The organism is Brachybacterium sp. UNK5269 (assembly GCF_049266655.1).
Classification (GTDB): Bacteria; Actinomycetota; Actinomycetes; order Actinomycetales; family Dermabacteraceae; genus Brachybacterium.
In genome coordinates this window covers 19907-41119 of the sequence record NZ_CP184884.1, presented here as the reverse complement: position 1 = coordinate 41119, position 21213 = coordinate 19907, and the positions used below count along the sequence as shown (strand labels likewise).

At 66.8% G+C, this 21213-nt stretch carries 21 protein-coding genes; 11 read left to right on the top strand and 10 right to left on the bottom strand.

What is annotated here, in order from left to right; translation table 11 throughout:
- Position 1 precedes the first annotated feature (1 nt).
- The 5 genes from ACOJUI_RS16985 to ACOJUI_RS16965 all read left to right on the top strand — a co-directional run bounded on the left by ACOJUI_RS16985 (position 2) and on the right by ACOJUI_RS16965 (position 7376).
- Positions 2–1759, top strand: coding sequence for a hypothetical protein (locus ACOJUI_RS16985; protein WP_422117710.1), 1758 nt, complete (start codon positions 2–4; stop codon positions 1757–1759).
- Positions 1746–3251, top strand: coding sequence for an SCO6880 family protein (locus ACOJUI_RS16980; protein ID WP_422117709.1), 1506 nt, complete (start codon positions 1746–1748; stop codon positions 3249–3251). Before ACOJUI_RS16985 ends, ACOJUI_RS16980 begins: the two co-directional genes overlap by 14 nt.
- A 104-nt stretch (positions 3252–3355) precedes the next feature.
- Positions 3356–4780 carry an ATP/GTP-binding protein gene (locus ACOJUI_RS16975; protein WP_422117708.1) on the top strand — a complete coding sequence of 475 codons (1425 nt, stop codon included), beginning with the start codon at positions 3356–3358 and terminating at the stop codon, positions 4778–4780.
- Positions 4777–6639 (top strand): type IV secretory system conjugative DNA transfer family protein, encoded by a 1863-nt coding sequence (locus ACOJUI_RS16970; protein ID WP_422117707.1) that lies wholly within the window; start codon positions 4777–4779, stop codon positions 6637–6639. The genes ACOJUI_RS16975 and ACOJUI_RS16970 overlap by 4 nt, the downstream gene beginning before the upstream one ends.
- The gene (locus ACOJUI_RS16965; protein ID WP_422117706.1) at positions 6636–7376 is read left to right on the top strand and encodes a DUF4913 domain-containing protein; all 741 of its coding nucleotides are present in this window, start codon (positions 6636–6638) and stop codon (positions 7374–7376) included. The genes ACOJUI_RS16970 and ACOJUI_RS16965 overlap by 4 nt, the downstream gene beginning before the upstream one ends.
- Positions 7377–7507: 131 nt before the next feature.
- On the opposite strand, the gene ACOJUI_RS16960 is transcribed toward ACOJUI_RS16965, so the two are convergent.
- On the bottom strand, positions 7508–7714 hold the full coding sequence (locus ACOJUI_RS16960; RefSeq protein WP_422117705.1) for a ribbon-helix-helix protein, CopG family: 207 nt from the start codon (positions 7712–7714) through the stop codon (positions 7508–7510).
- A 606-nt stretch (positions 7715–8320) separates the two neighbouring features.
- Here ACOJUI_RS16960 and ACOJUI_RS16955 point away from each other — a divergent pair.
- Positions 8321–8629 carry a hypothetical protein gene (locus tag ACOJUI_RS16955; protein ID WP_422117704.1) on the top strand — a complete coding sequence of 103 codons (309 nt, stop codon included), beginning with the start codon at positions 8321–8323 and terminating at the stop codon, positions 8627–8629.
- Positions 8630–8688: 59 nt separating this feature from the next.
- Here ACOJUI_RS16955 and ACOJUI_RS16950 read toward each other — a convergent pair whose 3' ends face one another.
- Genes ACOJUI_RS16950 through mobC form a run of 4 tightly spaced genes read right to left on the bottom strand, consistent with a single transcriptional unit; the run spans position 8689 to position 12670 of the window.
- Positions 8689–9732 carry a hypothetical protein gene (locus tag ACOJUI_RS16950; protein ID WP_422117703.1) on the bottom strand — a complete coding sequence of 348 codons (1044 nt, stop codon included), beginning with the start codon at positions 9730–9732 and terminating at the stop codon, positions 8689–8691.
- A 15-nt stretch (positions 9733–9747) separates the two neighbouring features.
- Positions 9748–11463, bottom strand: coding sequence for a relaxase/mobilization nuclease domain-containing protein (locus ACOJUI_RS16945; protein ID WP_422117702.1), 1716 nt, complete (start codon positions 11461–11463; stop codon positions 9748–9750).
- A complete protein-coding gene (locus ACOJUI_RS16940; protein WP_422117701.1) occupies positions 11460–12278 on the bottom strand; it encodes a hypothetical protein in 819 nt (272 codons plus the stop codon). The genes ACOJUI_RS16945 and ACOJUI_RS16940 overlap by 4 nt, the downstream gene beginning before the upstream one ends.
- On the bottom strand, positions 12278–12670 hold the full coding sequence (gene mobC, locus ACOJUI_RS16935) for a plasmid mobilization relaxosome protein MobC (protein WP_422117700.1): 393 nt from the start codon (positions 12668–12670) through the stop codon (positions 12278–12280). Before mobC ends, ACOJUI_RS16940 begins: the two co-directional genes overlap by 1 nt.
- 244 nt (positions 12671–12914) lie before the next feature.
- On the opposite strand from mobC, the gene ACOJUI_RS16930 reads away from it, so the two are divergent.
- Positions 12915–13304 (top strand): hypothetical protein, encoded by a 390-nt coding sequence (locus ACOJUI_RS16930; protein WP_422117699.1) that lies wholly within the window; start codon positions 12915–12917, stop codon positions 13302–13304.
- A 17-nt stretch (positions 13305–13321) separates the two neighbouring features.
- A complete protein-coding gene (locus ACOJUI_RS16925; protein ID WP_422117698.1) occupies positions 13322–13792 on the top strand; it encodes a hypothetical protein in 471 nt (156 codons plus the stop codon).
- Positions 13793–13998: 206 nt separating this feature from the next.
- On the opposite strand, the gene ACOJUI_RS16920 is transcribed toward ACOJUI_RS16925, so the two are convergent.
- Genes ACOJUI_RS16920 through ACOJUI_RS16910 form a run of 3 tightly spaced genes read right to left on the bottom strand, consistent with a single transcriptional unit; the run spans position 13999 to position 16134 of the window.
- The gene (locus tag ACOJUI_RS16920) at positions 13999–14397 is read right to left on the bottom strand and encodes a recombinase family protein (protein ID WP_422117697.1); all 399 of its coding nucleotides are present in this window, start codon (positions 14395–14397) and stop codon (positions 13999–14001) included.
- Between the two features lie 56 nt (positions 14398–14453).
- Entirely contained in the window at positions 14454–15524 is a 1071-nt protein-coding gene (locus ACOJUI_RS16915; RefSeq protein ID WP_422117749.1) for a zeta toxin family protein, read from the bottom strand.
- A complete protein-coding gene (locus tag ACOJUI_RS16910; RefSeq protein ID WP_422117748.1) occupies positions 15514–16134 on the bottom strand; it encodes a hypothetical protein in 621 nt (206 codons plus the stop codon). Before ACOJUI_RS16910 ends, ACOJUI_RS16915 begins: the two co-directional genes overlap by 11 nt.
- A gap of 448 nt (positions 16135–16582) precedes the next feature.
- On the opposite strand from ACOJUI_RS16910, the gene ACOJUI_RS16905 reads away from it, so the two are divergent.
- Positions 16583–18604 carry an ATP-binding protein gene (locus tag ACOJUI_RS16905; RefSeq protein ID WP_422117747.1) on the top strand — a complete coding sequence of 674 codons (2022 nt, stop codon included), beginning with the start codon at positions 16583–16585 and terminating at the stop codon, positions 18602–18604.
- Between the two features lie 67 nt (positions 18605–18671).
- On the opposite strand, the gene ACOJUI_RS16900 is transcribed toward ACOJUI_RS16905, so the two are convergent.
- A complete protein-coding gene (locus ACOJUI_RS16900) occupies positions 18672–19307 on the bottom strand; it encodes a recombinase family protein (protein ID WP_422117746.1) in 636 nt (211 codons plus the stop codon).
- Between the two features lie 123 nt (positions 19308–19430).
- Complete coding sequence (locus ACOJUI_RS16895) at positions 19431–20003, bottom strand: recombinase family protein (RefSeq protein ID WP_422117745.1); 573 nt, start codon at positions 20001–20003, stop codon at positions 19431–19433.
- 192 nt (positions 20004–20195) lie between these two features.
- On the opposite strand from ACOJUI_RS16895, the gene cmtR reads away from it, so the two are divergent.
- Together cmtR and ACOJUI_RS16885 are read left to right on the top strand one after the other, a co-directional pair.
- Positions 20196–20555 carry a Cd(II)/Pb(II)-sensing metalloregulatory transcriptional regulator CmtR gene (gene cmtR / locus ACOJUI_RS16890; protein ID WP_006590980.1) on the top strand — a complete coding sequence of 120 codons (360 nt, stop codon included), beginning with the start codon at positions 20196–20198 and terminating at the stop codon, positions 20553–20555.
- On the top strand, positions 20552–21154 hold the full coding sequence (locus ACOJUI_RS16885) for a cadmium resistance transporter (protein ID WP_016997609.1): 603 nt from the start codon (positions 20552–20554) through the stop codon (positions 21152–21154). The genes cmtR and ACOJUI_RS16885 overlap by 4 nt, the downstream gene beginning before the upstream one ends.
- The last annotated feature ends 59 nt before the right edge of the window (positions 21155–21213 follow it).

Genomic DNA, 21213 nt, shown 5'->3' with positions numbered 1-21213 from the left:
CATGTGCCTTCCTTGGCAAGTCGGGTGCAAGGTCGAAGAGGGAGCGAAGAGCGCCCTGAACGATGCGATCGACAATCTCGCCAAGGCCGTTGTCGAAGCATTCGAGCATGCGGTGGCAAGCCTTGGCACCGTCTGGGTGTACATCGGCACCCCGAACCTGACCGGCACGGGTGGTGGCTCTGCCATCCCCGCCGGCGAGCATCCGGAGGTTGCCGGTTCGAACATTGAGACAGTGCTGGCCTACGTGACCTGGGTCGGCTTCGGAGTTGCCGTCCTGGCACTGCTGGCTCTGGGCGCCTATATGTCCGCGATGATGAAGCGGGGCACCGGCGCGGTAGTGCTGGGGCGAATCGGGATCACGTTGGCCGCGGTGATGTTGATTTCCGGTGCCAGTTCTCTGGTCGCGGGCTTCATGCCGACTGGCCCGCAAGGCGCTGGCGGCGCGGTGCTGTTCCTGCAGTCGTCGTTGTGGTGGTTCATGGGTGCAGCGGCCGTGCTCTCGGTCATCGTCGCGGGCATCCGCATGGCCTGGACTCAGCGGGCGGAGCCGGGCAAAGACCTAGTGCAGAGCGTGCTGACGCTGATCGTTGTGGCTGGTGCGAGCACGACGGTGATCGGGCTACTGGTGACGGTGGCGGACTCGGCGGCGGTGTGGATTCTCAACGGCTCGTTGGACTGCAACATTGCTGAGGGCGGGTCCTGCTTCGCGGGGAACATCACGGCGCTACTGGCTTTGACGACGAACCCGGCCGCGCCGGCGCTCGGTCCGCTGCTGGTGATCATTCTGGGGCTGCTGGCCATCCTGACGTCGATCATCCAAATCGTGCTTATGGTCGCCCGCGGCGGGATGCTCGTCATCCTGGCGGGGATTCTTCCGCTGTCGGCGTCGTTCACGAACACGGAGATGGGCAAGGCCTGGTTCAAGCGAGCGATCGGGTGGCTGGTGGCGTTCATCCTCTACAAGCCGGCGGCCGCGATCGTGTACGCGGCCGCGTTCCAGCTGGCGGGTACCAACGTCTTCCAGGACGACGGCAGCGGAATGATCGCGGTGCTGACCGGCCTGGTGCTGATGGTGCTGGCGCTGTTCGCGCTACCGGCCCTGATGCGGTTCGTGACGCCGATGGTGGCGCAGACCTCGGGCGGTGGTGGCGGCGGGATGGCGGCTGCGGCTGCTGTGGCGGCCGTGCCGATGGGTGCCGCGGCCACGGGGCGCCTCATGGGCATGTCCGGTGGCGGTGGCTCGGACTCGGGCGCGCCGTCTTCCTCGAGCAGCTCCGCACCCTCGGGCTCAAGCGGAACCGGCCCGTCCGGTCCCTCGGGTGATTCGTCCGCGGGTGGTCAGGGACCGGGGGGTAGCAGCGACTCGTCGAGCGGCGCTGACGGTTCTTCGGGTCCCGGTGGGGCGACGGGCTCTAGCGGCGGTGCCGGGGAGACAGGCACGGGCACGCCGGGCGCTGAGGGAGCGGCCGGCAGTGTCCCCGGAACGGGCGCGGGGGTTGGCGCCGGAGCTGGCGCGGGCACTGGCGTAGCCGGTGGAGCTGGTGCCGGCGCAGGTGCGGGTGCAGCGAGTGGTGCCGGGGCCGGCGCGGCCGGTGGTGGTGCCGCTGCGGCTGGCGCTGCCGGCGGGCCGGTGGGCGCCGCTGCGGGCGCCGCCCTCGATGCCGGCACGAAGGCTGGTCAGGCGGCCGCCGGCGCCGCGAAGAGTGTTGGCGAGGAAGCGACAGGCGAAGAAGGGGGCGGTCCCAGTGGCAGCCGTTGAGACAAGTGGTCCTCGGACCTATGGAAACTGGCGCCGGCCGGTGTCGGCGGGCATTCTCGGCCTCGGCACGATCGGGACGTTCGGGCTGTTCGTTGGGCTGATTTCGATCATCATCACGGTGATGATCTTCGGTCTACTCGAGGCGGCTATCTGGTTCGGGTTCCTGGCGGTGGTGATGCTGGTGGTCACCACGAAGGACTCGCACGGGAAGAGCACCCTGGATCGTGGGCTTGCGCGCGGGGGCTGGTGGCTGACGCGGGCACGGGGCGAGAACATCTACCGCTCGGGGCCGCTGGGACGCACCCCGTGGGGGACGTGCCAGCTCCCCGGAATCGCTGCTCCGACGCGCCTGTCAGAGTTCGAGGACTCCTACGGCAGGCCGTTCGCGCTGGTCCACTCTCCGTCGACGGGCACCTTCGCGGTCGTGATCGGGACGGAGCCGGACGGGGCGGCGCTGGTCGATCCTGAGCAGGTCGATACCTGGGTCGCGGATTGGGGGTACTGGCTGCGGAACCTCGGTGATGAGCCGGGGATCGAGGGGGCGGCGGTGACTATCGAGACTGCGCCGGATTCGGGGTCGCGGCTGCGCCGGGAGGTGGAAGGAAACGTCGATCCGGGCTCGCCCGCGTTCGCGAGGGCGGTCCTGAACGAGGTCGTCGACAGCTACCCGTCGGGCTCCTCGACGGTGAAGGCATACGTGACGATCACGTTCAACGCCGCGCACCGGTCGGGTGGGAAGCGACGCGCGGCGGATGAGATGGCGCGTGAGCTCGGCGCGCGGCTGCCGAACCTGACTCGGAATCTGCAAGCGACGGGGGCCGGCGCGGCGGCACCGCTGTCGGCGCAGCAGCTGTGCGAGGTCGTTCGGGTCGCCTACGATCCCGCGGCCGCGGTGCTGTTCGATGAGGCGAAGGTGGCCGGTGAGACGGTGCCGATGCAGTGGCACGACGTCGGGCCGGTCGCGGCGGAGGCGACGTGGGATGGGTACTTCCATGAGAACGCCTTCTCGGTCTCCTGGGAGATGACGGAAGCCCCGCGGGGCAACGTCCAGTCGAGCGTGCTGGCGCGCCTTCTGGCGCCCCACAGCGACGTGACCCGCAAGCGCGTGACGCTGCTGTACCGGCCGATCGACGCGGCGAGGGCCGCGGCGATTGTGGAGGCCGATATCCGCGCTGCGGAGTTCCGCATCTCGGCCACGGCCAAGCCGTCGGCGCGTGACCTGCGCTCGGCGCGGGCGGCGGCCGCGACCGCGCAGGAAGAGGCCTCGGGAGCGGGGCTGACGATGTTCGGCATGGTCGTCACGGCCACGGTCGATGACCCGGCGATGGTGGCCGATGCTCGCGCAACGGTGGACAACCTGGCGGCGACGGCGCGGCTGCGACTGCGGCCCGTGTACGGGTCGCAGGATTCCGCGTTCGCGGTCGGGCTGCCGCTGGGGCTGATCCCGCGCAAGCACATGAGCGCACCTAGCCAGATGAGGGAGCAGCTGTGAACGGGCGGACGACGAAGAAGACCAGGGCCGCGAAGTCGGAGGAGCTGCGGCCCCAGCGCACGCCCTCTCGGGGCTGGCTGGGTCGAGGCCGGGGCACTGCCGCGATGGTGCAGGCGCCGACGGAGTACCGCGGCACGACCAATCAGGTGTGCGGGCTGTGGCCGTTCTCGGTTGGGACCGGCACGCCGATGGTGGGGGTGCCGTTCGGGCGTCACATCACCACGCACGCGACGCTGTGCTGTGACCCGATCAGCTGGTACCAGCGCGCCAACCTGATCGGCAACCCGTCGGTGTTCTTCCTCGGCCGGCCCGGCCTGGGGAAGACCTCGGCCGTGATGCGGATGGCGGTGGGGCTGGCCGGTGAGGGGGTGATCCCGCTGGTGCTGGGTGATACCCGGCCGGACTACATCACCATGACGGAGAAGCTCGAGGGGCAGGTGATCAGCCTCGGTCGCAACAAGGGCTCGCTGAACATTCTGGATCCAGGCGAGGCACCGGCCGCCGCCGCCCGCCTGCGGGCAGCGGGCTTCGAGCAGGCCGCCCATGAAGTGATCGCGGATGCGCAGGGCGTGCGGCTGAACATGGTGGAATCGCTGATCACGATTCAGCGCAAGGCGTCCCCGACGGATCGGGAAGAGACGATCCTGTCGCGGGCGATCGCCTGGCTGGATGAGCATCACGAGGGGGTGCCGGTGCTCGCGGACCTGCTCGCGGTGATCCGCGCGGCCCCGCGGGAGCTGCGGGAGGCGGCCCTGGATCGCGGCGACAAGAAGAAGTATCAGCGCGTCACCGAGGGCCTGGAAGCGTCCCTCGTGGGCCTGCTGCCCGGTGGCCGCTTCGGGGACGTGTTCGCGCGGCCGACCACGGCGCCGATGCGCCGGGACCGGGCGGTGGACTTCGACGTCTCGTCCATCCCCTCCTCGGATGGGGACATGCGCGCGGCCGCGCTGCTGGCGTGCTGGTCGGTCGGGTTCGCCACGGTGGCGATCGCGCAGACGCTCGCGGACTACGCTCTCGAGCCGCGCCGGCACTACTTCGTGATCCTCGACGAGCTGCACCAGGCGCTCAAGGCCGGCCCGGGCCTGGTCGATCGCGTCGACTACCTGACCCGGCTGAACCGGACGAGCGCGGTGGGTCAGGCGATGATCACGCACACCATGAAAGACCTGCAATCGCTGCCGAACGAGGCGGACCGGCACAAGGCGCTGGGGTTCATCGAGCGCTCCGGGTTCGTGGTGTGCGGTGGGCTGCCGATGGCGGAAATGCCGCTGTTGAACCGGGTGGTGCCGCTGTCACGGCAGGAACAGGCGCTCTTGAGCGGCTGGCAGGACCCGCCAGCATGGGACTCCCAGCAGGGCAAAGAAGTGCCGCCTCCCGGGCGCGGGAAGTTCCTGGTGAAGGTCGGTGGGCGGCCAGGAATCCCGGTCGACGTGATCCTGACGGAAGCGGAGAAGTCCATCAGCATGAGCGCCCGACGCTGGACGGAGCAGTCCCGCACCGGCCTTCTCGAGGAGGAGAGTGCAGCATGAGCCCCACGAACAACCGTCGCAGTGACCCCGGCGGGCTGAGCAGCGAGGCCGTGATGGTCTGGGTGGTCTTGATTGCCCTCGCGACCATCGTGGGCGGGCTCTGGGTCACGATGCACCTGGGGCACCGCCTGGCCGGCACCGGCCAGGCGGTGCCGATGAACCCGTTCGACGTGACCTTCGGGCTCCTCGGCGGATCACTCCCGTGGCCGGGCACCGCGGGATGGGCGGTGCTCATCGGCCTGGCCGTCGTCGTCGTCCTGCTGGCCACCGTCATCGGAATGGCGGTGCGTCGCGCCGGCCGCCGACGCTCTCGCGTCGATCGGGCCGCGGCGTACATGGGCCGCGGCCGCGACGTCGAGGGCATCACCCAGAAGCACGCCGCCGCGACGGCCAAGCGGCTGGGGGTGCGCCGGCCGGCGTCGGAAGAGCCGGCGCCGGCCTCGGGCCTGGGGAAGGTCGCTCGGCGCAAGAAGGAGTCGGAGTGGGCCACGGGCGTGCCGATCGGAAAGACCGTGGCCGGCGGGGTGCCGCTGTTCGGGTCCTGGGAGGACATGCACGTCGACATCTGGGGACCGCGCACCGGTAAGACCACTTCGCGGGCGGTGCCGGCGATCCTGGACGCGCCGGGATCGGTGCTGGTGACCTCGAACAAGCGTGACGTCGTCGATGCCACGCGCGATGTGCGGGCGAAGGCGGGCGAGGTGTGGGTGTTCGATCCCCAGGGCATTGCCGAGGAGCCGGCGTCGTGGTGGTGGAACCCGCTGAGCTACGTCACCGACGAGGTGAAGGCCGCGGAGCTGGCTGGCCACTTCGCCGCCGGGTCGCGGGAGCCGGGAACCAAGGGTGATCCCTTCTTCGACGGTGACGGTCAAGACCTGCTCGCCGGGCTGCTGCTGGCGGCCGCCCTCGATGGGCGGCCGATCACGGACGTCTACCTCTGGACGACCAGGCCGGTGGACGACACCCCGGCGGACATTCTCAAGGCACACGGCCAAGAGCTGATCGCAGCGCAGGTGCGCGGCATCATCGGGTCGCCGGACAAGCAGCGCGGCGGCGTGTACGGCACGGCCCGGCAGATGGCGTCGTGCCTCACGAACCGCCAGGTCGCGGCCTGGATCACCCCGGCCGGGTCGCACCGGCGCGAGTTCTCCCCCGACGTCTTCGTGGCATCCGGGCGCGGCACGCTCTACAGCCTGTCCAAGGAGGGCCGGGGGACGGCGGGGCCGCTGGTAACGGCGCTGACCGTGGCCGTGGTCGACGCGGCGGAGCGCCTGGCAGTGAAGTCGCCCGGGGGCCGGCTGGAAACGCCGCTGCTCGGCGTGCTGGATGAGGCGGCGAACGTGTGCCGGTGGGCGCAGCTGCCCTCGCTGTACTCGCACTACGGGTCCCGCGGCATCGTGCTCATGACGATTCTGCAGTCCTGGTCGCAGGGCGTGGACGTCTGGGGCGAGTCCGGCATGAAGAAGCTGTGGTCAGCGTCGAACGTCAAGGTCTACGGCGGCGGCGTCAGTGAAGACGGATTCCTCGAGAGCCTGTCCAAGCTCATCGGGGATTACGACCGCCTGGCGTCGTCGACGTCGCACAGCAAGGGACAGCGCACTGTCTCCCAGCAGCTCCACCGCGAGCGGATTCTGGACGTGGCGGACCTCGGCGCGCTCCCCAAGGGCCGGGCCGTCGTGCTCGCCTCGGGATCGCGGCCCACGCTGGTGACAACGCAGCCGTGGATGGCCGGGCCGCACCGGGAGGCGGTGGAGGCCTCGATCCGGGCGCATGATCCGCTGGCGGAGCGGACCATCGCAGACGCCGAGAGCGAGCGGGCGACGGTTGAGGCTGTGCTGGGCACGGAGGAGCGGGCATGAGCGAGAGCGATTGGGGCGAGGACTCCTGGGAGGTTCCCCCGCCGCTAGAAGAGGAGACGGCGGCGCCGGCGGGCGCGAGCGTCCCCGCGGGTCTGGAGGTCGCCGGTGCGGCGGCGGAAGCCGTCGACGCCGCGGTCAAGAGCGCAGTGCGCAAAGAGGTGGCGGCGATCGCTACCCAGGCGGTCGCGGATGCGCTCACGGAGGAGCTGGTGGAGCAGCTGCGCGAGCAGGCGCAGGCCTCGGCGGCCGCGGCCGTCGAGGAGCAGCTGTCTCCGCCGGCCCCCGAACCGGAGGAGCCGGCTACGGGCGAGGACGAAGAGAAGCCGCCGGAGCTGGTCTACGGGTCCGTCGATGAGTTCGTGCGGGAGTACCTGCGGCACGTCTACCGTCGGCAGACCTCGGACCATCGCGTGTGGGCGGCACGCTGGTGGGAGTACGACGAAGCGGTGATCCGCCTCGAGGCGCTGTGGCGGGCGTGGGAGCACCTGCGGCTGGACCCGTCCACGGGCATGAGCGTGTGGTGGCGCGATCACGCCGACCACCACATGGCCGTACTGATGGACCCTGAGGGGCCGTTCGCCTCGGCGGAACGTTACGGCGACGAGAATGAAGCCCTGAAGGGTGCGCCGTTACCCTATGAAGCACCGCCGGAGGGGCTATTCCCGGATGCGCGGGAACTGACAGTCGTGAAGCCGGCGTATCGGCCAGAACAGCCGCCTCCTTCCCCCAAAAATTGAGAATCAGTGCGGCGCCCAGTCCAAGAGCGTGGTCAACGGAAGTGGCGCGAAAGCACCCGGAAACGGCCAACAACGACGAGGGGTCCCGATTTGCCTGCAAGCAGATCGGGACCCCTCTGTTCGTGGTGATGTCAGCGCAGAATCGCGACGTTTGTGCGCTCCCGCGTCTTCTCATTCACCAGCTGCAGCTTCGTGTCCCCATGAATCTCGTCCTCGAGGAACTTGTAGGCCGACACGGCGCGACGCACAATCTCGGTCACCGTGGTGCCATTCTCGTCCGCGAGCTCCTTGAGGGCTTCTGCAGTCTCATTATTGATGTTCACGCTCAGGCGGGGCATATGGGGTCTCTCCTTCAGTGCATCCCCTGCCCGAAGGCGCACCGTGCCAGCACGCGAGATCTTGTGACCCGTGGGGTGAGCCGACCGATGGGGGATGAGTCTGACCTCAGCATAGGGGCTTCGGCACCTATCGTCAACACGCCATGTACACGCTAGGCGTACGTCGTGCACACGATGGGCATACAGCATGTTGACCGCGTCTGCACAGGGATGCTACCGTTTGAGCAAAAGGTCAGGGCGGCAAGAGGCTCCCCCGATAGGTCCGGGAGGGCGTCATGCGAAAGAAGGTCCGCGACAAGGACAACTGCACGGTCGCCGTGGTCAAGTACCGTTGCGGACCGGAAGCGAGCGATGTCGAGGTGACGGACGCCTACCTTCGACCTTCGCTTGGCGTCGGCAGGGACGAGTCAGAGGCCCCTATCGCCCCAGATCGAAGCCCCTGGCCTGAACACGTTCAGTCGATGATTCTCGACAACGGCCCCCTTCACTTATCGGAGCCCGCCCCTGAGGGCGGGCTCCGCTTCGCTCTGAAAGGCCACAGCATTGCCTGGTCCTCCGAAGAGGGTGGCGCGGGCGGCTGGGTTCTGTGTTCTGAGGACGAGCCTGATGAGTAAGACGGAAGAGAGTTCTAAGCCGAGCCAGGATCCCGATCTAATCCTCGACGACGCCCCGGAGGGCGATGCTCCCGCACTCAAGAGAGCTGGGCCTGACCCAAAGACCTTTCACGAGCGCATGCAGGGTCGCTTGATCAGTCTCTTCACAGTCCTACTGATAGGTGCCATCCTCGTCGGAGGAGGGGGCTGGCTGTTCACTGAAGCGGAGCTGCGGGACTGGGTGAGCTTCACCGCTCCCATATTCACGCTCTCGGGTTCAGCTTTGGCTTACTACTTCGGCACGAGCCGCAACGACGACTGAGTGGCGCCGACAGAAAACTGCGAAGGCGGCCACACCTAACGGCACGGCCTTCGTACCTGTCAGCGGGTTAGGCCTCCGCGCTCCCGCTGTCGATTCGTGCCCGCTTGGCGTCGACCTCGGCGAGCACGCGGGGAATTGCCGCCCTTGGTGGCCTCGGTTGCAGGCGCACCTTGCGATACGTCGGCGCGCATCTGCCGGGCTACGGTCTCGTGATCGTGCCCCTGGGTCTCGAGGTCGGCGGCGGTGGTCGCCCGGCGTTCGGCGCTGTCGTACTTGGCGCCAGCCTCCTCGCGTGCGCCTTCGGCACGCTGCTCATGCTCCTCGGCGAGGGCAGGCCGGTCGGGTCGATCCTCCCGGCGGTCCTGCGCACGGCCCTCCTCGGCGGTGGCCTCGGCCATAAGTGCCGCCATCTCGGCCCGGTCCCGCTGCTCGGCCTCCTGCTGGTGCTGCGCCTCCGAACGACGCACAGCGGCCATCTGTTCCTTGGTCATGATTTGCGGGAACTTCGCAGCGATCGCGAGATCCACGTCTCGGTCTTTGCCGATCCAGCCGCGCATGTCCTCGAACTGCTGGCGACGAGTTGGGGTGAGGTCGCCGGCCCGCGGGGTGCGGTCAATGAGGGCCAGGGCGTCGTCCCGGGAGACATGACGCGTGGTCTTCGCGTCCTCGTAACTCTCGGTGAGGACGTACCTGGCGGGCATGGGCTCCCCGCGCTCGGCGCTCACCTGGGCTCGTAGCTGGTCGGGACTGATGCCGTGGCGGGTGCGCAGCTCGTCGGCGATGCGCTGCTCGGCCCGGGCCGCTTCGGGTTCCTCGTCGCGCCATGCCACGGCGGACTCGTAGGCCTGGGCGATGCGCTCGGGTGATGCGTTCTCCCACCAGTCGGCGCGCTGGACGCCGGAGAGGTCTGCGCAGACGGCGCGCTGCTCGGCGGCGAGTCGGGATTGCAGCTCGCGGGCTTCTCGTTCGCTGGTGGCCTGGGCGCGGCGTAGTGCGTCCTCGCGCATGCGGGCTATCCGGTCGCCGGCCTGAGCTGCCGCGGTGATCAAGAGCCGCGTCTGGCCCTCGATCGCTTCTTCGATGCCGTCAGATTCGTCGACCATGGCAGGTCTCCTCTCTCATCGCTCGGCGCCGCGCTCGGGGCCGGGCCGGTTGGGTTGACGGGTCCTGCGGGGTTTGATGGGTCGCGGGAGTGGATCGACGGCCGCGGTGGCGTCGTGCGCGTTGCCGGCGCGGAGGCGATCGAGCATCGCCTGGGCCTCGGGGTCGAGGTTCGCCGGTCGCTCGAGCGTTGCGGTCGCGCCGGCGGGGCGAGCTGCCGCCGCGGGGGCTGGGAGGGCCTCGCGGACGCGCACGAGACGGGCGCGTGTCTCGTTGGCGAGGAGCTGGGCTTGGCGATGCTGTTCGGCGGCTTTCGCGGCGTCATGCACTGACTGGGTGAGCCGGAGGAGTTGCCGGATCATGACGGCCTGGCCGACGGTGCCGCGGCCGCCCCGTGCCGCGGAGGCGAGGAGCATGGCGCTGCCGGATAGGGCGCTGGTGCCGATCTTCTGCGGCGGCGGGGTGGAGCGGTAGGTCTGGGCTGAGCGGGAGAGGGCTTCGGCGGCCGCGGCGAGGTCGCCGGGCCGCTCTTCGGTGGCGTTAGACCATGCGGCGAAGGCGCCGGCTGTCTGGCGCGCGACGGTGGCCCACGTGTCGCGATCCTCGAGCGGCACGGCGCGCAGCTTCTCGACGAGCTGACCCAGCTCGCGGCTGCGCTGTTCCCATTGCGCGGGGTCGGGCTCCATGGCCTCGCGGCCGGGGGCGACGACGCGCCAGCCCCGCTTGGCTGCCGCCCACTCGTCGACGGCCTCGCTCGCACCGGTCGGGGTGTCGGGCCAAGACTCGCGCAGCCGGGGTAGACGGAGGTCCTTGCCGAGGTGTCCACCGCCGTACCAGATGGGCCGCTCTCCCGCCGTGGGCCGCTCGGCCACGCTGTAACCCGTCACGACGTCGGTGCGGCCGTCTGCGAAGCGGGGACGGACCAGGAGGCCGGAACGGCGCATTCGGCGCACGAACTCCGCCTCGTCGCCGGCGGCTGCCGCGCACCCGCGAACCTTCACGCCGAGGACGTGGCGAGGCTGATCAGCCCGTAGCTCGGCGGCGATCCGTGCGCGCCGATCTTCGCGCTCGAGGTAATCCCACGCCGGGCGCTGCTGGCCGAGATCACTCTTGCGGGCGCCCTCGTACTTGGCGCGGGCACGCGCGGTCGCCTGGGCCTCGCGCTCAGCCGGCTTGTAGCCCCGGGTGGCACGCTCAGCCTTGGCCGACTCGAGGGGTTCGAGTCCGTGCTGGACCTCGAGAGCACGACTGACCTTCTGGGCGCGGTGGAAGTCGTTGTGCACGCTGGCTTTTGTGCCGTCCTCGCGCACGAGGTCCACGACGATGTGCACGTGATCGTTACCGTTCTTCGACAGGCCGTGGCGGACGGCAACCCAGCGGCATGGGGCCTTCGGAGAGTCGGGGTCGTCGAACTCCATCGCGCGCACGAAGTCGTTAGCGATCGCTTGCCACTTCTCGTCGGTTTGAACGCCCTCGTCCGCGCGCAGCGACAGCGAGCAGTGCCACACGTGGCCGCCGTTGACGTCGACCTCGAGCAGCTTACGGGGGCGGTCCAGATGGCGCGCGATCGCGAGCGCTGAATCTCGGCTCAGTTCGGCATCGTCGTGCCACGCCATCATTGCGGGATCACCGGCCACGAGGTGAGGCTCCGCGTGCTCGTTCGCGCGACCCGGTCCCACCAGGTAGGTCATCAGGCCGGCCATGCGATCGCCGCGCACTACGTTCGGAATCATCGCTCATCCTTGACCGGACGCGGCGGCTTCACTACAGGCTTGAACTCGGCTCGGTGCTCGGCCCAGCCCCGATCAAGTTCCGCCTTCCGCAGCTCGTGCGGAGCCGGCCGCTCGCTGTCCTGGGCCAAGTTGTCCTTGCGGAAGCCGGCCATGAGTCTTGAGTCTTCGTCACCCGAGAACTTCGTATCCAGCCGTTGGATGTTCTGAGACGTCAGTAGGAACGGGCCCGATCGCATGGCTGGAAGCCCATCAAGCGCATCATTGGTCAAGCCACCCTCTCGTCGCCAATCGAAGGTGTCACCCGACATGCGCAGTGCGCGGTCCAGGTCATGCATGAAGTCCTCAATCTGAGCATGGAGAGCCCCCGCTGATGGGGCTCGAAGCTCCTCGCGGCGAGACACCCACGGGAACTGACGAGACCGCACGAAGTACTTTCTAACGACCGGCTTCAAACGTGGTTCGATCGCCTGCACCGCCCACATCAGGGTGAGGCTCGCTGCCCGCATCCGGTCTGTCACGTCGAGCAGCTCGTCATTCGACCGCTTCTCGGCACTCGGGTCGTCCTCGATCGGCGACTGATGACGGAGAATCAAGTCCCCCCGCGCAACCTGCACAACCCGCAGGCGGGCTTCAACCACGGTGGGGCTCAGAAGGGAAATGAGAGCAGCATCAACAGCTCCGTTTCGCTCGGACCTGAGCTGCCGAACGTAACTGAGTATCGCCTGGAACACCGTGACGATGAGCGCCAGAAACGCGACCACCGCCGTGGCAGGGAGTGGCTGGAGGAACAGAGCTTCGCCTCCACCGTCCGACATCAGATCAGCCGATCCACAGCATCGTCGATACGTGCAGCGGTGCGCCGTACGGCGTCGAGAGTTGCGCGCATCTCGTCCTGCACCTCGCCTGTGGCGTTCGTCGCGCGCGCGATCTGGTTGACATTGTTCGAGATGGCGGCGAGGAGGCGATGCAGCTTGAACAGTTCTGCCGCTGCCTGCTTGCGTTCGGTCGGAGTCTCACGACGATCGAGACTCAGCGCCGACTCCACAAGTAGGCGCGGGATGGTGACGTTCTGCTCGAGAGCTAGACGTGCCAGCGCACCCTCTTCCTCGGCGGAAACGCCAACCTTATGGAAGTGCTGTCGCCCTCCGTCGACGTTGGCGCGACGGCGCCGAGAGAACAGTGCCCGGCGGGCTTCATCCTCTGCCATGGGAGGCACCTCCTCGGCCCAGCGCAGCGACCCCGCCCCGTGCGGGGACCACACGAACAGTGTGCCCGGCCCTCGACACAAAGTCGAGGGGCCGAGCGAGTTAGGGAACTTAACTCTATAGCTTGCTCCGTGCGGGGCGCGTTTCAGGATGTCTCACGCTGACAGTCGTGAGACCGGGTGGCGGGGCCGCCCTGGCTGTGCCGGATCATCGACCAACGGCACCGGTGCCGGATACGCTCGGGGCATGGCTACTACACCCACACCGGAAGAGGCCGTCGAGCGCGCGACGCGTGCACAGGATCAGCGGATCGAGACCGTGCGCGTTCTGGCTCAGACACGGCAGGAACTCACCAATGAACGTGAGTCGGCGGACCGTGAGCGTGCCGAGTTGGAAACGCGCCTCAAGGAGCGGATGCGCGACTATGAAGCGGCGGACGTGAAGGCGTTCAACGCGGCGACGGCTGCCGGGTGGACGCCCGAGGAGCTGCGCAAGATCGGGTTCCCTGAGCCTGAGAAGAAGCGGCGTGCACGGCGTCGCTCGACGGCACGGCCCAAGCAGCAGGAGACCGCGCAGGACGGCACGGAGCGCGGCGCATCGAAGGTCACCGAGAGCAACGAGCACAGTGGTGCCTAACAGGTAGGGGTGTCCTCGTGTCCAAGAGGTCGCCGTACGGACTCGCAAAGGGAGACCGTCGTCGGATTGATCGGCATCTCGATCACCTCGATCAGCGCCCTATCAGCGGCAGTGATGAGGCAACGATCGCGGGTGCCGTATGTCTAGCCACGGGGCTGCACGATGCCTCCTCGATCGCGGCGCTGACTATTGGGTTGGTGCCGATTACGATTGCGGTGGTGGTAGGCGGAGCCAGCACGAACATGAGTATCGCGATGCTGCTCCTCGGCCTTCTCATTGGTGCAGCACTGATGGGTTCCGTTGTCATCGCTATCAAGGCACAGGCGTCCACTGCTGAGGCCGCCCGTGCGGTCGTAGAGCATCGCGTAAGCGCTGCACGTTCGCTGCACACGGCTTCCGCAGAAATTTCCAACCAGTCAGGGCGCTTCCAGCGCGTGCGGAGACGCCGGCGGGTTGCACGCGCGACCCGTCCGGAAGCTCTTCGGTGAGTCGGATACGGACCGGGCCGGTTCTCCCCACTCCCCGATGCCCAATGGTCTCCCTCCGCCTGCGCGGGTAAAGGGATCGGGCAAGCACGCCTGCGGCGCCCTCCGGGAGTTGCTGCGCAACTTCCTTCCCCTCAACCCTTGACCCGCTCCGGCTCCGGGAGGGGCGGCATGTATCGGGGAATGGGGAAAAGAAGGGTCGGGTCTGTCTACTTGGCGGGGTGGCTGCGGCTGCCGTCATGGCGCGTGAGGGCGCGGTGGACGGTGGACTTCCCGACCTCAAGTGAGGCGGCGATATCTGCGAGGCTTTGGCCGCTGGCACGCAGGCGCACAGCGGCGTCGATCTTCTCGGGGGCCATGACTGATGGGCGGCCGCCGATGCGGCCGTGGGCGCGCGCGTGAGCGAGCCCGCGCAGTGTGTTGTCGCGGGTGGTGTCGACGCGGAGCTGCGCGAAGACGGCAACGATGCCGAACAGTGCGCGCCCCATGGGGGTGGTCGTGTCTATCTCGGGCTCGGTGAGAGACCGGATGTCGATCCCGCGGTCGTTGAGTTCGGAGAGTGTGTCGATGGCCATCCGCTCGGCGCCGGGCCGGTACAGCTCGGCCACCTGTGCCTCGGGGTTCTGATCCCGTCGAGAGACACGCGCGTACCCGATGAGAGCACTCACCGCTCCGCTCCCCCGTCACGCCCAACCGTTGGTCCGCGCGGCGGGGTTGACCCTGGCCGCGTCGGGCCGGCGCTCGACGAGCGTCCGGGGAAGCTCGCGTCACGAACAGAGGATCGACTCGCGCTAGGGCCAGCGGTGCGCTCCTGTGGGGTCTCCACGGCCCGTAACTCGGCTCCGGGCCGGCTGCGCTGCCGGTGCACCTCGAGGAGCGGCTGAGCCTGAGGAGAGTCCGCCTGGTCCATGCCTGTGCGGTAGACGCGGAAGTCGGCCACGGCGCTGCACTGCTCGGCAAGCACGCGGGCGTTGTGCTCCGGCTTCGATCGGCCTTCTGGGCCGTCGAAGACGTCACGGGCGTACTCGCTGGGGACCCAGCGGCCGCCGAGGTCGCTGCGGCCGTCGATAGCGGCTTGGTATTCGCGCTGCCATCTCGAGCGAATGCGCTTCTCCGACAGCTTGAAAGGAACTTCGACGTCGACCACCTGGACTCTGTAGCCCTCGGCGGCTAGCCGGTCTCCCAGCTCGAGCGCGCTGGCCTCTCCGCTGAGAACGGTGTCCACGACGATGTTGTCGCCGGCGGCGATCGCCCGATCGCGCAGGAGCCTGGCGAGGTAGGAGGACTCCTCGTGCACCAGGCTGGCCAGCTCGAGGGGGAAGAACCGCTCCCCCTCGACCTCGAGGTCTCGGATGGTATCGGGCTTGAGCCAGCCCTCGAGGGAGCCGTCGCGGCCGGCTTCATCGAGCAGCAGCTCCTTGAACTCGTCTGCGTCGACGTTGCGGTAGGTCGCCAGCCTGGCCCCGAGGACGTCGCCCTTCACGCTGCCCTTGCCCGCTCCGGGCGGGCCGGCGAGCACGAGCGCCTGACGCTCTTGGAGGACGTCGGGCGCGGACTCCCACACCTGTGTGCGGAGACGGCGGTGCAGCCGCTCGCGGCTGGGCGTGGGGTGTCCCGCAACCCACCACTGGGAATTTCGGATGCTGGCCGTTGGGGCGTCAGCGCCCAGCGCTTCGCCCGGTCGGGACAGCGCGCGAACAACGTCGATGTGGCGCTGTATCTCCTCAGAGGCCATGACGGCGATTAAACACGTCCTCGTAGACGTCCTCGCCGATCAGGCCCCGGTCGATCGCGATCGAGAGCTCGGACCAACTGCCGGGAGGGTCCACGGCCATCCAGTCATAGCCATCGGTCGTCCCGCTCTCGGCGTACGGGAACCGCACGAGCTGGTCGACCAGCTCGTCACGGCCGAACTCGCCGGCGTCGTAGCGCTGGCAAATCTCGAGCGGCGTCGCCCCCCTGAATCCCTCCAGCGGATCCGGGTCCTTCGCTGCCACCTGGAGCATCTTGTGGATGGTCGGCTGGGACACCTCCACCAGGGCAGCGATCTTCCGCTCCGAGAGACCGTCGTCCCTGTAGCGCTTCACCTCACGGCGAATCTCAAGCTCGAGCAGGTCACGCCGACTGCGAAGCCGACGAACCCTCTGCCCGGGACGCTCATCCCTCATCGACTGCGCAGGAGGAGCGACGCTCTCGGGGGACGACGCGCGCGCCAGGGGCTTCCTCCCCGCCACCTTCACGTGCTTCTTGAAGACCGCGCGCTGCTTGGCCAGCTGCTTGGAGACTGCGCGCTGCTTAGCGGTTACCACGCTCTTCTGGCGAAGCCTGGCGTTCTTGATCGCCATGGCGATCACCTCCCTCTTCACCTCACAGTCTACCCGCAGGCGATAGTGAACACTATCAGGTCTGTCCCAGACACATCCGGTTGGGGGATGCGCGAGTACTGGTACGAGTTTCAGGACTCGCGGAACGGGAGCGACGCGCTCACTGGGGGCCATCCAAGAAACCCTCGTTCACGCGTGGCAGCCCAGGCACTCCGGGCGCAACTCACCCTCCGTCCGCCCTGCGTTCGAGCCGGCATAGAGTGCGCGATGCTCTCGAAAGTTCAGTGCGCGCGCACGCCCGGACAGGCCAGCGCCGCACGGCTCCACGCAGCTCGCCACCCATGAAGTAGCTAGCAAGGGGAGGAGGTGGTCGCATTAGACGCAGCGATGAGCTTTGATCAGAGCCCATCCGCCCGCCAGGCCGACCTCGCAACCCTCAGGGCGACGCTACGACGTGCCATAATGCGGTATGGCACACCTTCAGGTCACGGCAGGCCGCACGCTCCTCGAGGGGTACATAAAAACTCCGCCAGTGGGGCTATCCGAGCTGATCTGGAATGCATTTGACGAGGACGCCAGCACTGTCCGCATCGAGATAAACAAAGGGCATCTCGGAGGCATCGACTCCATCCGCATAACAGATGATGGCGGCGGAATGAACCGGGAACGTGCCGATATTGCATTCTCGAGAATCGGCGATAGCTGGAAGAATGTTCCCGGTAAAACATCCGAGGGAGGGCGCCCCGTCCACGGGCGGCACGGCCGGGGACGCTACGCCGCATTTTCTTTGGGTTCAGTTGTCCACTGGACCTCAACCGCCGTAGGGGTTGACGCCGCCACGCTAGGCACAATCAAAGTAAAGGGGTCTCGGGCGAACCTCAACACCTTTGAGGTTGAAGACGTTCAGCCGTCGGGACACCCAGGAACTAGTGTCGAAATCTTTTCCCCCACACCTGAAGCGGTTAAGGCCTTCGACTCAACGGATTCACTCCGAAACCACCTACTATCCGAGTTTGCCTTAAGGTTAGATAGGCACCCAGATTTCACTATATACTTTCTCGGCACGCCACTCGACCCCGCCTCGGCGATCGCAAACAAAACCGTCATCAACATTGACTTGCCGAATGACATTCAGGGCAACGCAAAGCTCACTGTGATCGAATGGAAACTAAGTGGCGTAGAAAGACGTCTCTACCTTTGCGACGCGGGAGGCACGGTCATTGATGAGCGGCCTCCTGGCATCCATGCCGTGGGGGCCGAATTCACTGCGTACCTCCAATGGGATGGGTTTACAGCGACTCAGGATCTCATCCTAGAAGGAGACGAAGAAACTCCCGCAGGAAAGGTTCTCGACGCGGGCCGTCTTGCGCTTCGATCACATCTCGCACAGTCCTCGCGACAGCGCGAGGTGGACACGGTTAATCGATGGAAGGCGGAGGGTGTCTATCCCTACGAGAGCGATCCCAGCTCAGCTGTAGAGAGAGCTACTCGTGATACATTTAATATCGTCGCGATGGCCGCCTCCAGGACCGTTGACGAGGCGAAATCTCGATCATCGAAAGCGATGGCACTAAGCCTCCTTAAAGAGACTTTTGAAAATGATCCCGAGGCTTTACTGCCGATCCTGCGGAAGTTTGCCCAGCTTCCGACGTCTCGTATCGACGAGCTGCAGGACATACTCGAGCGCACAACGCTCAGTCATTTGATTACACTCGGCCGAGACATTGGGGACCGAGTAGATTTTTTGAATGGCCTCAATGCCCTCCTGTTCGACCGAGCAACCAAGAAACGAATGCTTGAGCGCCGACAGCTTCACCGAATATTGGCACACGAGACGTGGCTGTTTGGCGAGGAATGGTCTCTGACGGGCGACGACGAGCGCCTTACGGAGGTTCTGAAAAAGTTCCTTGTCAAGCTGGGCCTTGACGTTGAGCTTGCCGATCAGAAACCCGTGCTGCGCGAAGATGGGTCCGACGCTATCCCGGATCTCGTCCTCGGTCGCCAACTAGAGACGAGGGAGAACTTTTTCTCTCACCTTGTTGTCGAGCTGAAGCGACCTAACCACAGAATTTCAGACGATGACGTTTCGCAGATTCGCAGTTATGCGAGCGCGATAACCAACGACGAGCGATTCGATCAGACCAATGCATCCTGGGAGTTCTGGCTGATTGGCAATGAGACCACTCGAGAGGTCGATGAGTTTCGCAATCAAGAGGGCCTTCCCTTCGGCCTGGTGCAGAATAGCAAGAAGTATCAGATATTCGTTCGGACATGGGCAGAGGTGCTGGGGGACGCCGCGCATCGGCTAAAGTTTGTTCAACGCTCATTGCAATTTGAGTCAACTCGAGATACCGGGCTTGCTTTTATGAGAGAGAAGTTTTCTGCCTACCTCCCAGAGAGCGCTCGTGGGATCACGGAAGAGGCTCTCGATAACGCCGGCCCTCAGGGGCATGGGGAAGTCGATGATTCGCGTTCCACCGATGTGGCGTAAAGCCGAAAGCCCTATTCTCAAAGGTGAGCCGTTCTAAGCTATTGTTGCGCCGCACCGTAGGCGTATCCTATTGATCAAGTGTTGGGCGGCCATGAGCTAGGTAGCGGTACAGCGTGGATCGGCTGATGCCGTACTCACGCGCGATATGGGCTTTGGGTGTGCCGGCGAGGGCGGCGTTGCGGACGGAGCGGATCTGGTCGCTCTCGAGGCTGCGGGGCCGGCCCTTGTAGGCGCCGCGCTTCTTCGCGGCGGCGATGCCCTCGGCCTGGCGCTGGCGGATGAGCTCGCGCTCGAACTGCGCGAATGCACCCATCATGTTCAGCTGGAACGCAGCCATCGGGTCCGCGTGCCCGGGCTCGAAGGCGAGCCGCTCCTTGAGGAACTCGACGCTTGCGCCCTTCCGGGGGCGCTGCTCGGTGTGCTCGGCAGGGTCGCCGGTGATCTGCTGGACGATGTCGTTGAGGTCGATGACCGACCGGGCCAGGCGGTCCATGGACGCGACGACGACGTGGTCGCCGCGGCGGACGTGCCGGATGAGGGCCTGCAGCTGCGGGCGGTCCGTCGCGCTCTTGCCGGACTGCTTCTCGGTGAAGACCTGGTCGCACTCCCCCACCGCCTCGAGCTGCCGCGCGAGGTTCTGGCCGGCCGACGACACCCGGAGGTACGCGACCCGTTGACCCGGGGCCCGATGTGTGTCACTCATGTCTAAGACCTTAGCCGAGACATGTGCCAAAAGACGGCATTTAACCCTGTGGAACAGGGACGATGTGGATGTGATGGCTTGGTGGCGGGCTTCTGTGATCGCTCAGTGGCGGTGCAGGCGCGGTCAGGTGGCGGCCGTGGTGCGGCGCAGCTCGCGGTAGATGGTGGTGCGGGAGACGTTGAACAGCTCGGCGAGCTCGGCTTGGGTGTGTTCGCCGGCCGTGTGCAACGTCAACAGGTGCTTGCGCTGAGAGGGCGAGAGCTTGGGCTTCTTGCCTTTGAGTTTGCCCTTGGATCTGGCGATGGCCATGCCTTCGCGGGTGCGCAGGCGGATGAGGTCCGCCTCGAACTCGGCCACCATGCCGAGCACGTTGAACAGCAATCGGCCGACGGCGTCGTTGGGGTCGTAGACGCTGCCTCCGAGACTGAGCGCCACTCCCTTGATGGTGAGCTCGTCCGCGATGTCCCTCGCGTCCGGGAGCGAGCGGGCCAGCCGGTCGAGCTTGGTCACCACCAGGGTGTCGCCGTCCCGGGTCGCGGCCAGCGCTTCGCGCAGCCCGGGCCGGGCGCGGGCCGTTCCCGTCAGGCCGTGGTCGAAGTAGATGTTCTTGCTCTCGACTCCGAGGCGCTCAAGCGCTTCCCGTTGGGCGGAGAGGTCTTGCTCGAGAGTCGAGACGCGCGCGTAGCCGACATGCATGTCCCCATTGTTGCAGTTACCCTCCCCTCACCGCCCATGTCACCGTACGGGTCTTGCGTACATGGCCATCCCTCGCAAGAAGTCGTCGAGGAGCGAGCTTGCTCGACGTACGGTGAAGGATCCCCTTACGGGCATGCGATCTGGGCTGACGCCTGTGACCGAGTGTTCAGTGCGCGCTGTATAGTTCAGTCCATGCTGACTATTGCTTCGCGTCTCGACGTGATGAACCGCCTGGGTCGTGCACTGGCCGACCCCACTCGATCCCGGATCATCTTGACCCTGCTCGACCATCCCGCTTACCCGGCGGAACTGGCCCGAGATCTGGACCTGACACGCCCGAACGTGTCCAACCACCTGGCATGCCTGCGCGATTGCGGGATCGTCGTCTCCGAGCCCGAGGGTCGTCGGACACGATATGAGATCGCCGATTCGCACCTGGCGCAGGCGCTGACGGCACTGGTCGATGCCACCCTGGCAGTGGACGAAGACGCCCCGTGCATCGATCCCGCCTGCTCGCTTCCCGGATGCGACGCAGCTGGGGAGGGCGCATGATCCTCACCTCGGTCTTGCAGGCGATGGGCCTGTTCGCAGCGACCAACATCGACGACATCATCGTGCTCTCCCTCTTCTTCGCGCGAGGGGCAGGCCAGCGCGGCACTACCGCCCGCATTCTGGCCGGCCAGTACCTCGGATTCGCCGGCATCCTCGGTGCCGCGGTCCTGGTGACCATCGGTGCCGGAGCATTCCTGCCCTCGGCAGCCATCCCGTACTTCGGTCTCATCCCTCTGGGCCTCGGCCTCTGGGCCGCATGGCAGGCCTGGCGCGGAGACGATGACGACGATGACGACGAGGCCAAGGTTGCCGGCAAGAAGGTCGGCGTGTGGACAGTCGCAGGCGTCACCCTTGCCAACGGCGGCGACAACATCGGCGTCTACACCCCTGTCTTCCTCAGCGTGGAACCTCTCGCAGTAGTCGCCTACTGCATCGTCTTCCTCGCGCTCGTCGCGGTCCTGGTGGCCCTGGCAAAGTTCGTCGCCACCCGCCCCCCGATCGCCGAAGTGCTCGAACGCTGGGAGCACATCCTCTTCCCCATCGTTCTCATCGGCCTCGGCATCGTGATCCTCGTCAGCGGCGGAGCCTTCGGACTCTGACGTAGCGGCAGCGATCCAAACGGCCCCGACCGGGCGCACCCCTCTCGGTTCAGACCGCG

Bases quoted from the DNA above. Each gene is read 5' to 3' on its own strand.
- ACOJUI_RS16985 (WP_422117710.1), top strand. From the start codon at position 2: ATGTGCCTTCCTTGGCAAGTCGGGTGCAAGGTCGAAGAGGGAGCGAAG.
- ACOJUI_RS16975 (WP_422117708.1), top strand. From the start codon at position 3,356: ATGGTGCAGGCGCCGACGGAGTACCGCGGCACGACCAATCAGGTGTGC.
- ACOJUI_RS16970 (WP_422117707.1), top strand. From the start codon at position 4,777: ATGAGCCCCACGAACAACCGTCGCAGTGACCCCGGCGGGCTGAGCAGC.
- ACOJUI_RS16965 (WP_422117706.1), top strand. From the start codon at position 6,636: ATGAGCGAGAGCGATTGGGGCGAGGACTCCTGGGAGGTTCCCCCGCCG.
- ACOJUI_RS16960 (WP_422117705.1), bottom strand. From the start codon at position 7,714: ATGCCCCGCCTGAGCGTGAACATCAATAATGAGACTGCAGAAGCCCTC.
- ACOJUI_RS16955 (WP_422117704.1), top strand. From the start codon at position 8,321: ATGAGTAAGACGGAAGAGAGTTCTAAGCCGAGCCAGGATCCCGATCTA.
- ACOJUI_RS16950 (WP_422117703.1), bottom strand. From the start codon at position 9,732: ATGGTCGACGAATCTGACGGCATCGAAGAAGCGATCGAGGGCCAGACG.
- ACOJUI_RS16945 (WP_422117702.1), bottom strand. From the start codon at position 11,463: ATGATTCCGAACGTAGTGCGCGGCGATCGCATGGCCGGCCTGATGACC.
- ACOJUI_RS16940 (WP_422117701.1), bottom strand. From the start codon at position 12,278: ATGTCGGACGGTGGAGGCGAAGCTCTGTTCCTCCAGCCACTCCCTGCC.
- mobC (WP_422117700.1), bottom strand. From the start codon at position 12,670: ATGGCAGAGGATGAAGCCCGCCGGGCACTGTTCTCTCGGCGCCGTCGC.
- ACOJUI_RS16930 (WP_422117699.1), top strand. From the start codon at position 12,915: ATGGCTACTACACCCACACCGGAAGAGGCCGTCGAGCGCGCGACGCGT.
- ACOJUI_RS16915 (WP_422117749.1), bottom strand. From the start codon at position 15,524: ATGGCCTCTGAGGAGATACAGCGCCACATCGACGTTGTTCGCGCGCTG.
- ACOJUI_RS16910 (WP_422117748.1), bottom strand. From the start codon at position 16,134: ATGGCGATCAAGAACGCCAGGCTTCGCCAGAAGAGCGTGGTAACCGCT.
- ACOJUI_RS16905 (WP_422117747.1), top strand. From the start codon at position 16,583: ATGGCACACCTTCAGGTCACGGCAGGCCGCACGCTCCTCGAGGGGTAC.
- ACOJUI_RS16900 (WP_422117746.1), bottom strand. From the start codon at position 19,307: ATGAGTGACACACATCGGGCCCCGGGTCAACGGGTCGCGTACCTCCGG.
- ACOJUI_RS16895 (WP_422117745.1), bottom strand. From the start codon at position 20,003: ATGCATGTCGGCTACGCGCGCGTCTCGACTCTCGAGCAAGACCTCTCC.
- cmtR (WP_006590980.1), top strand. From the start codon at position 20,196: ATGCTGACTATTGCTTCGCGTCTCGACGTGATGAACCGCCTGGGTCGT.
- ACOJUI_RS16885 (WP_016997609.1), top strand. From the start codon at position 20,552: ATGATCCTCACCTCGGTCTTGCAGGCGATGGGCCTGTTCGCAGCGACC.